We start from the raw sequence: 11,576 nt of genomic DNA, 5'->3' as shown, positions 1-11,576 counted from the left end.
GGGGGCCCCGGCGCCCCGCCTGTAATTCGGGTGGCCCGCCCCCCCCCCCCCCCCCGCGGCGGGGGGGGGCCCCCCCCCCCCCCCCCCCCGCGGCCGTACGACCACCCGGTCGAGCCCCGCCGCAGAACCGCCGCAGAACCGCCCCAGGGCCGCCCCAGGGCCGCCCCAGGGCCGCCGCCGAGCCCCGCCGCAGGGCCGCCGCCCGGCCGCCGCAGGGCCGGGCGAAAACCCGTCGAGCCCCGCCGCCCGGCCGGTGAGAATGATCCGCATGGAACCGCTCGACGCCGCGCCGCTGCTCGCCGCCATGGACCCGCTCCCGTACCCGGAGCGCACCGCCCTGTTCGCCCGCACCGTACGCGGCGCACGGCCCGCCGACGCCGACCGGCTGATCGCCGAACTCGCCGACGGCGACTGGTACCGACGCCGGCTGTCCGCGTTCGCCGCCGTCCTCACCGGCCGGGCCGACCTGCTCGCCCGCCTGCTCACCGACCGGGACGCGGAGGTCCGCGGCCGGGCGATCCGCGCCCTGCGCACCCTGCCGATATCGGACGAGGCGGTGCTCGTCGCCTACCTCGACGGCTCGTCCGTGGTCCGGCACGCGCTGCGCCGCGAACTCGCGCTCGGCCACCGCCCGGCCCTCGCCGCCCGGCTGCTGACGGCGGTCCGCACGCACTGGGGCGACGAGGAGGCCGCGCTGCTGCTGCCGTGCTGCCCGCCGGAGACCGTGGCCGCCGAACTGCCCGGCCTGGCTCACGCGGTGGGCTCCTGGGCTCGACTGACGAAGCTCCACCCCGACCTGGTGCTCGACCATCTGGAGCGCGAACTCGCCGGTGGCGGCGCGGAGTCGACCCGCCGACTGGCCGCCGCCGCGACGCTCCGCCCGGCCCGCGTCCTCGACCTGCTGGACCGCCACCGCCCGCCCCGCCTCGGACCGGCCCTGATCGCCGCGTTCGGCGCCCTGGTGCAGGTGGACGCCGAACGCGCCACCGCCCTGCTGGCCGACGACCCCGTCCTTGAACCGGAGCGCTGGGAGGCGCTGCCCAGCCGCACCACGCTGGCGCGGATCGCCCGCGCCGACCCGCCGTCACTGGCCGCGCTCGGCCGCCACTGGCTGCCCCACCCGCGCCGCATCACCGCCCTGCTGCGCGCCCTGCCGCCGTCCCGCCGCGCCGCGTTCCTGGACGCCGCGGCCGGCGAACTGCCGCTCACCGCCGACCGGTTGACCGTGCCGATGCTGTACCTGCTGCCCCGCGAACGCCGCTGGGCCGAGGTCCGCCGGCTGCACGCGGCGGGGCTCGCCCGCGGCCTGACCGAGCACCACCTGACGTACCTGACGCCGCTGCTGCCGCCCGACGAGGCCTGGGCCGCCCTGCTGCCCGGCACCCGCCGGCCCGGCCCCGGCGACCGCTCCAAGGCGTGGCACGAGCTGACCGCCGTCGCCGCCCACGACCCCCGCCCGACCGCGCCCGGCCGACTGCTGGACGCCCTGCGCACGATCCGCAACGAACCGGACCCCGTCCGGCAGAGCGCCCTGCACGCGCTCTCCCGCTTCCCCTCCCACCGCTTCGAGGACGCCCACGCCGACGCCCTCGCCGCACTCGCCGGCGATGCGCTCGCCGCCCGCGACCGCTCCCCCAGCAGCCGCCACCACGTGTGCGCCACGGCCCTCGGCGTCCTCGCCGCCCACCCCTCCGGCGACCGGCCCGCCCTGCTCGACTGGGCCCTCGCCACCGTCGAACGGCTCAACGACGCCGCCGCCCTCCCGTGGGCCCGCACCCTGCACCGGCAGCTGCGCCGCGGCCAGGAGCAGCAGGTGCTCGACGCGCTGCGCCCCGCGCTGGACCGCGAGGAGCACCACTGGCTGCTGATCGCCCTGGTCCGGGCGCTCGGCCCGCGCGCCGAGCTGCTCCCCGAGCTCGACGCCCGCCTGCGCAGCGCGCTGACGGTCGAACGCACCCGGTCGTTCTCCGACGTCCTGGAACTCTGGCTGCGGCCGCGCCGGGGCCGGGCCGAGAAGGTGCTGACGGCGCTCGAACTCGACCCGTCGGCAGCGTTCTTCGGGCCCGTCCACCACTGCCTGAGCACCGTCCGCACCGACCTGCTCGACTCCACGCTGCTGGCCGACGTCCCGCCCACCGGCCGCTTCCCGCGCAACGGCGAGCCGCGCCCCCCGCTGCCGACCCGGCACGCGGGCCACTGGCTGCCCCGCCAGGCGGCCCGCGCCGGCCGGCTGCTCGCGTCGGCCGCCGAACCCGGACGCCCGCACGACGAGCGGGCCCGGGCGATCCGACAGGCCGCGCAACTCCCCGAGTGCGGAAGTGAGTTGATGCGACGTCACATCGGGGACCCGAACCCGCTGATCGCCGAGGCGGCGCTCGCCGCACTCCCCTGGACGGACGACCCGGCGGCCGCGCTGCCGCTGCTGCTGGAGCACGCCGGCGACGACCGCGCCCGGGTCGCGCTGTACGCCGCCGGCCGGGCCGCCCGGCACGCCGACCCGGCCCGACTGGCCGAGTTGCTGACCGGGCTCGCCGGGCGGACGACGGGGGCGAAGGTCACCGCCCGCAAGGAGGCGGTCCGGTTGGCCGCCCGCTTCCTGCCCGCCGCGCAGGCCGCCGAGCTGGTCGCCGCGGCCTTCCACGCCCCCGGGCAGCACCCGGACGTCCGGGCCACCGCGGCCTCCCGCTGCCACCGTCTGCTGGACACCGCCCCCGCCCGGCAGCTGCTCGCCGAGGCCGCCGCCGACCCGCAGCCGCAGGTCCGCGAGGCCGTGCTGGCCACCGCGCCGCAGCAGCTCGCGGCCCGTCACCGTCCGCGCTACGCCGAGCTGGTGGCGTCCGTCGCCACCGGGACCGGCTCTGAGCAGGACCTGATGGCGGCCCGGGTCGCGATCACCGCGCTGCCGCGGTGGGCCCGCTACCTGCCGGCCGTCGCCGACCCGCTGCCGGGGCTGGTCACCGACCTCGGCAACCGCGGCACCTGGCGGGCGGCCGCGACGGCGCTGCGAGCCCTGGCCGACTCCGACCTCGCCCACCCGACCGGCGGCACGGCCCCCGGCAGCCTCAACCACCGTGCGCTGACGGGCCTGTTGGCCGCCGAGGCCGAGGCCGGGCAGCCGCCGGGCCGCGACCTGCCCGCCCGGCAGCGCCTCGCCGTCCTCACCGACCACTCCCGCCGGCCCGTGCTGCTCGCCCAGGCCGAGCAACTGGCCGGCCACCACGACCTGTTGGACCTCCGGGCGGAACTGCTGGCGCGGGCCGCCACGCCGGCCCGCCCCGAGTTCGCCGCCGACCTGGCCCGGCTCGCCGACGCCCTCGCCGACCGCCCCCTGCTGGCCGCCCGACTGGCCCGCAAGCTCGCCAAAACGGTGGCCGGCCCCCACCCCCTCCCCGTGGACGCCGACGCCGCGGCGGCCGGCCACGTGCGCACCCTGGCCGCCTCCGGTGCCACCGCCGCGGGCCTGCTGGCCGCCGCCCTCGCCGCCCGCCTCGGCACCCGAAGCAGCTGGTCCGGCGACTGGCCCGCCGTCCTGGCCGACCTGCGCGCCCACCCGGACCCCGAGGTCCGCGCGGCGGCCCGGGAGCAGGTCACCGTGCTGGAGTGAGCGACCGGCAGACGGGGCGCCGCGGGCGCAAATCGCCCTTCCCGCACGCTTCCCACACGTTTCCATCATCACGGATGATCAAGACATAGGCCGCTCTCATCATATTCCGGACCTCGCTCGACAAAAGCCGAGGTAAACCGGCCGGATACGGCCGGTCCGTGTCCGGAAAATTTCCCTTGACATGGGCACGTGTGAAAATCATGCTTATCCGCGGGCCATGATCAACGGATCCGGCCCGCGCCTCGGCGCCGCCGAGGCGCTCTTTTCCAGCCGAAAGGAATGGCATGAAGAACTTCATGCGCCGACGGGCCGGTGTGATCGGTGCCGCGCTTCTCGCCGTCACCGCCCTGGGCGCCATACCCGCCCAGGCCGAGGGCAACTGGAGCTCCTACATCCAGAGCTGGAACTCCGGCAACGAGTCGCGCCGCTGGACCGACAACCACGCCGACCACGACTCCACCACGGTCAGCTTCTCCAGCTGCACCATCTACTCGGGATCCGGCGCCATCCAGCTTGAGCTGGACCGCGACATCTCGTACTGGCCGGACGCCACCTACGGCACTCGCAACAACTACTGCGACACCAGCAGCTGGGGCGAGATGTCCGACAAGGGCAGCTTCTACTTCATCGACTACCACGCCGGCCCGATCGACGTGGGCAGCGTCTACACGGCATACTGACGCTCAATTGCCCGGTCGGCACCGGAATTCCCCGGTGCCGACCGGGCGATAAACAATTCGCCCCGAAAACGGAATGCCATGCCGATCAAGATTTCGAACTGCTCGTTCAGCTATCGCCGCGGGCTGCCGGTCATCGAGCAGTTAAGCATTTCCTTCGACCCCGGCGCCACCGTGCTGCTCGGCCCCAACGGCGCCGGAAAATCGACGCTGATGGCGATCGCCGCCACCGCACTGAAACCGAAGTCGGGGGACGTCCGGCTCGGCAGCGTCACCGCCTCCGGGCGGTCGGCCGTCCGGGCCTACCGGCGCAAGGTCGGATGGCTTCCGCAACAGGTCCGACCGGTCGCCGGACTCAAGGTGCGCGAGCAGGTCGCGTACGGCGGCTGGCTCAAGGGGATGGGTCGCGACGCCGCGTGGGAGGCCTCGCTCGGGGCGCTCGCGAAGGTCCGGATGACCCAGCTCGCCGACCGGCGCAGCACCGAACTCTCCGGCGGTCAGCTCCGCCGTCTCGGCATCGCGCAGGCACTGGTCCACGACGCCGAGGTGGTGCTGCTCGACGAGCCCACGGCCGGTCTCGACCCGGCGCAGCGCTCCGCGTTCCGCCGGCTGCTCACCGACCTCCAGGACTCCGTGAGCTTCGTCGTGTCGACCCATCAGACCGAGGACCTGGCCGCGAGCTACCGCAGCGTGGTCGTCCTCGACCAGGGGCAGGTCAGGTACCAGGGCTCGATCGGCGAGTTCCTGGGCCGGGTGCCGGCCGGCGTCTCCGAGGAGCGCCGGGCCGAGGCCGCGTACTCCGAACTCGTCGCCGAGGAGGCGTGATGCGCTGGCGCACCCTGCTCCGCACCTCGATCGCACTGCGGGTCGCCCCGGCGCTGTTCGTCTGGGTGTTCGCGTACGTCGGCAACGTCAACGCCTGGGTGGTGGAGGGCTATTGGGCCTCCGTCACGGCCCAGAGCTCGTTCCTGCTGGGCTTCACCGCCCCGGCCTGCGCCGCGTGCGCCGCATGGGAGGGGGCCCGGGTGAGGGCCTCCCGGGTGCTGGACGGGGCGCCGGTCAGGTCGGCCGCGGCGCTGGCCGTCTGGCGGACGGCGCCGGTCCTGGCGATGGGCCTGCTCGCCGTGCTGCTGCCGCTCGCCGTGCTGGCGCCGGACGCCGCCGGGGCGCCGGGCGGGCCGACGCTGTCGATCCTGGGCACCGAACTCCTCGTGGTGGCGGCCCACACCGCGCTCGGCTACGCCGCCGGCCAGGCGCTGCCGACGCTGCTCGCCGTGCCGCTGGTCACCGTGACCAGCTTCGTCTGGATGGCCTACCCGGCGTCGCTGAACACGCTGTGGGTACGGCAGTTGAACGGCCACAACCTGTCCGAGTGCTGTGCGCTCGACCAGCAGGTGTCGTACCGGGCGCTGGCCGCCTCCGCGGTGGTCGCCGTCGGTGCGATCGCGGCCGCCGCGCTCTGGCTCGCCGGGAGCGCCTGGCTGCTGCGGACGGCCGCGGTGGCGGCGGTGGCGGGCGCGCTGGCCGTCGGTTCGGTGCTCGCCGTGCCGCTCGGGTTCAAGGCGTCGGTGGCCCGGGACGAGAGCCTGCTGCGGTGCGACTCCGGTCGGCCGCAGGTCTGCCTGTGGCCCGAGCAGCGCGCGTCCGCGGACGACATCCGGGCCTGGGTGGACCAGGCGCACGCGCAGCTCGCCGCGGCGGGCGTGCAGGGCGCCGACCGGCTGACCCTGCTGCCCCCGCACCCGTCCCGGGGCGAGGTGCTGAACGCGGTCGCCCGCTCCGCCGTCCCGCACGGACTCCCGGAGTGCGCCGAGCGCGGCGCCTGGCCGGGCGCCCGCGCCGTCGGCCCGCTGAACGCCTGGCTGTCGGTCAGCGCGGGCCTTCGGCCGCAGGAGCTGAACGGCCGGTACCGGCCTGACGACGTGCAGCTGGTCAGCCGCCTGGTCCAGGCCCCGGCCGACTCCCAACTCGCCTGGTTCCGGCGCAATGTGGAGACCCTGACCGCCTGCGACCGGACGCCCGACCTCGACCCCGGCCACTACCTGGCCGCCGCCGCGCCGGGACGGGGGTAGCCGTGCTCTGGTGGTTGCGCGTGCGGGCGCTGCCCGCGGTGCTGGCCGGCACCGTGCTGACGGTCCTGCTCGGCTCGCTGACCCGGTCGATCGTGGTGCCCGTCCCGATCGTGGTGGGCGGCATCTCCTTCCCGCTGCCGATGGCGTTCCTGCTGCCGCTCGTCCCGGTCTGCCTGTTCCTGTACGGCTACGGGCGCTCCGACGCGATGGCCGAGCGCACGGCGGTGCGCCGGGTGGCGCTGCTGGACGTGGCCGCGGTGCTCGGTGCGACGGCGGTGGCCGGCGCGGTCGGGTTCCACTCGGGCACCGGCGTGATGGTGGCCCGGGACTTCGCCGGCTACCTGGGCGTGGCGCTGATCGTCCGCTGGTGCGCGGGGATGCTCACGGCAGGCCTGGTGGTCTCCGTCTTCCCGTTCGTCTGCGCCTCGTTGGGCATCCGGGGCGGTGTGCCGCGGGTCTGGGCGTGGCCGTTCCTGCCCGCCGGGTCGGTGCCGGCGGCGCTGGAGGTGCTGTTCCTCCTCGCGGTCGGCGTGCTGCTGCTGTGGCGCGGGCCGCTGGAGTGGTCGCGGCGGGCGGATCTCGCCGCAGCCTGACCCCGTCCGGGCGACCGGGAGGCCACCGGCGGGTGACCTCCCGGTGCGGTGAATTGACGTCTGCCCACCGGAGGGTGACGTTCCGTCCGATTCGTTGACCACTCGGGTCCGGTTCCGTCCGGTCAGGACTACGATCGATCGATGACGGACACGACGCGCAGAGCAGATGACAGAGCCGCGCTCGCGGCCAGGTTCCCGGCCCTCCACGCGCCGCAGCGCTGGGAGTGGGGCGGCATGGACGCGCAGTTCACCACCGAACTGCCACCGGACGAACTGGTCACCAACATCCACCTGGTGGGTTTCACCGAGGGCCGCGTGGTCCTCTGCCGCGACGTGCGCGGCCACTGGTTCCTCCCCGGCGGCACCCGCGAGGCCGCCGAGAGCATCGGGGCCTGCCTCTCCCGCGAACTCCGCGAGGAGGCCGGCGCCCGCCTGATCGGCCCCCCGACCTGGATCGGCCACCACCTCGCCGTCTCCGAGGGCCCCACCCCCTACCGCCCCTGGCAGCCCCACCCCGTCAAGGCCTGGCTCTGGGGCTGGGCCGACGTCCTCGTCGACTCCGCCCCCACCAACCCCGCCGACGGCGAACAGGTCCTCGAAGTCCGCCTCACCACCCCCGAAGAGGCCCAACGCCTCCTCGCCCACCACCGCGACCCCTGGTGGCCCGAACTCATCGCCCTCGCCACGGAATCCCGCACCGGCGGATGACGTCGGCCGATCCGCACCGGACCGGCCGACGTGCGGAGGCGCGCTACTTGCCCAGGCCGGCGCGGCGGAGGGCGTCGGCCATGGCGGAGTTGGCGGGCGGGGCCGGGGTGCGGTCGGGCTGGCGGCGGTCCTGGCGCGGGGGGCGGGAGTCGCGGCGGGCTCCGCTCTCGCGGGGGCCGGCGGCGGGGCGGGTCTCGTCGTCGAGGCGCAGAGTGAGGCCGATCCGCTTGCGCTGGACGTCGACGGTGGTGACCTTGGCGCGGACGATGTCGCCGGGCTTCACCACCTCGCGCGGGTCCTTGACGAAGTTCTTGGACAGCGCGGAGACGTGCACCAGGCCGTCCTGGTGGACGCCGATGTCGACGAACGCGCCGAACGCGGCGACGTTGGTGACCACGCCCTCCAGCACCATGCCGACCTCCAGGTCGGAGATCTTCTCCACGCCGTCCTTGAAGGTGGCGGTCTGGAAGGCGGGCCGCGGGTCGCGGCCGGGCTTGTCGAGTTCGCCGAGGATGTCGGTGACGGTCGGCACGCCGAAGGTGGCGTCGGCGAAGTCGCCGGGCCGCAGCGAGCGCAGCACCGAGCCGTTGCCGATCAGCGCGCGCAGGTCGCCGCCGGTGGTGGCGAGGATGCGGCGGACCACGGGGTAGGCCTCGGGGTGCACGGCGGAGGCGTCCAGCGGGTCGTCGCCGTCGGGGATCCGCAGGAAGCCCGCGCACTGTTCGAACGCCTTGGGGCCGAGCCGGGAGACGTCCTTGAGCGCGCGCCTGGTCCGGAACGGCCCGTTCGCGTCGCGGTGGGCGACGATGTTGTCGGCGAGCGTGCCGGTGATGCCGGAGACCCGGGTGAGCAGCGGCGCGGAGGCGGTGTTGACGTCCACGCCGACCGCGTTGACGCAGTCCTCGACGACGGCGTCCAGCGAGCGGGAGAGCTTGAGCTCGCTCAGGTCGTGCTGGTACTGGCCGACGCCGATCGACTTGGGGTCGATCTTGACGAGTTCGGCCAGCGGGTCCTGGAGGCGGCGGGCGATGGAGACCGCGCCGCGGATGGAGACGTCGAGGCCGGGCAGTTCCTGGGCGGCGAACGCGGAGGCGGAGTACACGGACGCGCCGGCCTCGCTGACCATCACCTTGGTGAGCCCGAGCTCGGGGTGACGCGTGATCAGGTCGGCGGCGAGCCGGTCGGTCTCCCGGGAGGCGGTGCCGTTGCCGATCGCGACCAGGTCCACCCGGTGCTCGGCGGCGAGCCGGGCCAGCACGGCCAGCGCCGCGTCCCACTTGTTGGCCGGCTGGTGCGGGTAGATGGTCTCGTACGCGACGACCTTGCCGGTGGCGTCGACGACGGCGACCTTGACGCCGGTGCGGAAGCCCGGGTCGAGGCCCATGGTGGCGCGGGTGCCGGCGGGGGCGGCGAGCAGCAGGTCGCGGAGGTTGGCGGCGAAGACCCGCACCGCCTCGTCCTCGGCCTCGGCGCGCAGCCGGCTGCGCAGGTCGATGCCGAGGCGGACCAGGACGCGGGTGCGCCAGGCCCAGCGGACGGTGTCGGTGAGCCACTTGTCGGCGGGACGGCCGCGGTCGGCGATGCCGAAGCGGGCGGAGATCCGCTGCTCGTAGTCGCTCGCGCCGGGCAGGTCGGCCTCCTCGGCGCCGTCGAACGGGGAGAGTTCGAGGTCGAGGGCCTCTTCCTTCTCGCCGCGCAGCATCGCCAGGATCCGGTGCGAGGGCAGCTTGGTGTAGGGCTCGGCGAAGTCGAAGTAGTCGGCGAACTTGGCGCCGTCCTGCTCCTTGCCGTCGCGGACCTTGGCGACCAGCCGGCCGCGGGTCCACATGCGTTCGCGCAGCGAGCCGACCAGGTCGGCGTCCTCGCCGAAGCGTTCGACCAGGATGGCGCGGGCGCCCTCCAGCGCGGCGGCGGCGTCGGCGACCTGCTCGTTCGCGTAGCCGGCGGCGAGCGCGGCCGGGTCCTGCGACGGGTCGGCGAGCAGCGTGTCGGCGAGCGGTGCGAGGCCGGCCTCGCGGGCGATCTGCGCCTTGGTGCGCCGCTTGGGCTTGTACGGGAGGTAGATGTCCTCCAGCCGGGCCTTGGAGTCGGCGGCGAGGATCTGCGCGCGCAGCGTGTCGTCGAGCTTGCCCTGGGAGTCGATGGACTCCAGGACGGCGGTGCGGCGCTCCTCGAGTTCGCGCAGGTAGCGCAGCCGCTCCTCCAGGGTGCGCAGCTGGGTGTCGTCGAGGGCGCCGGTGGCTTCCTTGCGGTACCGGGCGATGAAGGGGACGGTCGCCCCGCCGTCGAGCAGGCCGACGGCGGCCTGTACCTGGTTCTCGCGGACGCCCAGTTCCTCGGCGATCTTGCGTTCGACGGGCATGGTCACGATGCCGGTCACCCTTTCTGGTGGTTTCGCTTTCTCGCCCGTGCATTCTGGCAGGTCCGGCGGACGTTCATCGGGCGGGCCGGGTGGTGGGCGGGGGCGTGGCGCGTTCCGGGGACGTGTGCGGACACGCGCCGGAGCCGGTCAATCGGCACCCGATTTGTCTGATATGAGGGAGGTCGCACGGATCTCGGCCGACGTCCGGGAGCCCGGCCCACCCCTGCAGCACGAGCGCACCACGACCGCCCTGGAGGACACGGTGGCGCAGGTCCCCGCCCGGCCGATCCGCTGGACCCGCCCCGCGACCTGGCCCCGCGAGGTCGTCGCGCTGGCCGCGTACTGGCTCGGCAGCCGGATGCTGATGGTGGCTCTGGTCCGCTCCGGCAAGACCGAGTCCACGGAGGAGGTGGACCGGCTGTACCGCGGCTGGTCCGAGGTGCTGAGCAGCGGCACCTTCCCGGTGAACGACGTCACCTGGCAGTACCCGCCGGGCGCGGCGCTGTGGATGCTCGCGCCGCGCCTGCTGCCGTTCCTGACGTACCTCCAGGCGTTCTGGCTGCTGATGCTGCTGGCCGACGCGGTGGCGCAGTGCGCGCTGCTGCGGGTCTCGCTGGGCCGGCCGGGCCGTTCGACGTCGGGGGCCTGGCTGTGGGCGCTGACGCTGCCGCTGCTGCTCGGACTGCCGTACGGGCGTTACGACGTGGCGGTGACGGGGCTGGCGGTGGTGTCGCTGTTGCTGCTGCCGGCCCGGCCGCGGCTGGCGGGGGCGCTGGCGGGGATCGGCGCGATGGTGAAGGTGTGGCCGGCGCTGACGGTGCTCGGCACGCCGCGCGGCCGCACCACCCGGCAGGCCTGGACGGCGACGGCGGCGGCGGCGCTGGGCCTGCTGCTGGTGCTGGCCGCGCTGTTCGACCACGCCTTCGACTTCCTGCACGCGCAGCGTGCCCGCGGGGTGGAGATCGAGTCGCTGGGCGGCACGGCGTTCCAGGTGGCGCGGCTGTTCGGCTGGCCGGGCCTGGTCCAGCACCACTACGGCTCGATGGAGTTCATCGGCCCGTACGTCCGGGCGGCGTCCCAGCTGTCGCTGCTGTTGACGGCCGCCGCGTTCGGCTGGCTGCTGCTGTGGCGGCTGCGGGCCCGCCGCTGGACGGCCGCCACCCCGTACGACGCGGCGCTGTCCGCGGTGCTGCTGTTCACGCTGACCAGCCGGGTGATCTCGCCGCAGTACCTGATCTGGCTGATCGGGCTGGCCGCGGTGTGCCTGTCGGTGCGGGGCACCTGCCAGCGGCCGGTGGCGCTGCTGCTGATCCCGGTGGTGGGGCTGACCACCGTCGACTATCCGCTGTTCTTCGAGGCGGCGATGGTCGGCGGCTGGCGGCCGACGGTGGTGATCGTGGCCCGCAACGGGCTGCTGCTGGCGGCGGGCCTGTGGTCGGCGGGCCGGCTGTGGCGGGCGACCGTCCCGTCCGCCGCCCGGGGCCGCCGGCCCGCGTCGGAGCCCGCCGGGCCCCGGCCGGACGCCGATCCGGTGCGCTCCGCCTAAGGCCTGTCCGGCCT

General features: G+C 75.1%; 8 protein-coding genes. 7 read left to right on the top strand and 1 reads right to left on the bottom strand.

The features are described 5' to 3' along the window. Positions 1-268 precede the first annotated feature (268 nt). From ACFV4P_RS18430 to ACFV4P_RS18405, 6 genes are all read left to right on the top strand, one after another. Positions 269-3,604: a hypothetical protein gene (locus ACFV4P_RS18430; protein ID WP_380472298.1), complete on the top strand. Its 3,336-nt coding sequence runs from the start codon at positions 269-271 to the stop codon at positions 3,602-3,604. A gap of 284 nt (positions 3,605-3,888) precedes the next feature. Then, positions 3,889-4,284: a hypothetical protein gene (locus ACFV4P_RS18425; protein WP_380472296.1), complete on the top strand. Its 396-nt coding sequence runs from the start codon at positions 3,889-3,891 to the stop codon at positions 4,282-4,284. 78 nt (positions 4,285-4,362) lie between these two features. Beyond that, positions 4,363-5,106 carry an ATP-binding cassette domain-containing protein gene (locus ACFV4P_RS18420; protein WP_073813381.1) on the top strand — a complete coding sequence of 248 codons (744 nt, stop codon included), beginning with the start codon at positions 4,363-4,365 and terminating at the stop codon, positions 5,104-5,106. After that, a complete protein-coding gene (locus ACFV4P_RS18415; RefSeq protein ID WP_380472294.1) occupies positions 5,106-6,353 on the top strand; it encodes a hypothetical protein in 1,248 nt (415 codons plus the stop codon). The genes ACFV4P_RS18420 and ACFV4P_RS18415 overlap by 1 nt, the downstream gene beginning before the upstream one ends. A gap of 2 nt (positions 6,354-6,355) precedes the next feature. Further along, the gene (locus ACFV4P_RS18410; protein WP_380472292.1) at positions 6,356-6,946 is read left to right on the top strand and encodes a hypothetical protein; all 591 of its coding nucleotides are present in this window, start codon (positions 6,356-6,358) and stop codon (positions 6,944-6,946) included. 141 nt (positions 6,947-7,087) lie between these two features. Continuing rightward, positions 7,088-7,654: an NUDIX hydrolase gene (locus tag ACFV4P_RS18405; protein WP_073813387.1), complete on the top strand. Its 567-nt coding sequence runs from the start codon at positions 7,088-7,090 to the stop codon at positions 7,652-7,654. Between the two features lie 43 nt (positions 7,655-7,697). Here ACFV4P_RS18405 and ACFV4P_RS18400 read toward each other — a convergent pair whose 3' ends face one another. Further along, positions 7,698-10,016 carry a Tex family protein gene (locus tag ACFV4P_RS18400; protein WP_380472598.1) on the bottom strand — a complete coding sequence of 773 codons (2,319 nt, stop codon included), beginning with the start codon at positions 10,014-10,016 and terminating at the stop codon, positions 7,698-7,700. 172 nt (positions 10,017-10,188) lie between these two features. Here ACFV4P_RS18400 and ACFV4P_RS18395 point away from each other — a divergent pair, with 172 nt between their 5' ends. Continuing rightward, positions 10,189-11,562, top strand: a complete 1,374-nt coding sequence (locus ACFV4P_RS18395) for a glycosyltransferase family 87 protein (RefSeq protein WP_380472290.1) — start codon at positions 10,189-10,191, stop codon at positions 11,560-11,562. Positions 11,563-11,576: the final 14 nt, after the last annotated feature.

It is taken from the genome of Kitasatospora sp. NPDC059795 (assembly GCF_042732175.1).
GTDB lineage: Bacteria > Actinomycetota > Actinomycetes > Streptomycetales > Streptomycetaceae > Kitasatospora.
The sequence above is the reverse complement of the archived record's forward strand: the minus strand, read 5'-3'. Positions and strand labels throughout refer to the sequence as shown.

What these genes read in the sequence shown, in the direction of transcription:
- ACFV4P_RS18430 (WP_380472298.1), top strand. Translation starts at nt 269, where the DNA reads ATGGAACCGCTCGACGCCGCGCCGCTGCTCGCCGCCATGGACCCGCTC.
- ACFV4P_RS18425 (WP_380472296.1), top strand. Translation starts at nt 3,889, where the DNA reads ATGAAGAACTTCATGCGCCGACGGGCCGGTGTGATCGGTGCCGCGCTT.
- ACFV4P_RS18420 (WP_073813381.1), top strand. Translation starts at nt 4,363, where the DNA reads ATGCCGATCAAGATTTCGAACTGCTCGTTCAGCTATCGCCGCGGGCTG.
- ACFV4P_RS18415 (WP_380472294.1), top strand. Translation starts at nt 5,106, where the DNA reads ATGCGCTGGCGCACCCTGCTCCGCACCTCGATCGCACTGCGGGTCGCC.
- ACFV4P_RS18405 (WP_073813387.1), top strand. Translation starts at nt 7,088, where the DNA reads ATGACGGACACGACGCGCAGAGCAGATGACAGAGCCGCGCTCGCGGCC.
- ACFV4P_RS18400 (WP_380472598.1), bottom strand. Translation starts at nt 10,016, where the DNA reads ATGCCCGTCGAACGCAAGATCGCCGAGGAACTGGGCGTCCGCGAGAAC.
- ACFV4P_RS18395 (WP_380472290.1), top strand. Translation starts at nt 10,189, where the DNA reads ATGAGGGAGGTCGCACGGATCTCGGCCGACGTCCGGGAGCCCGGCCCA.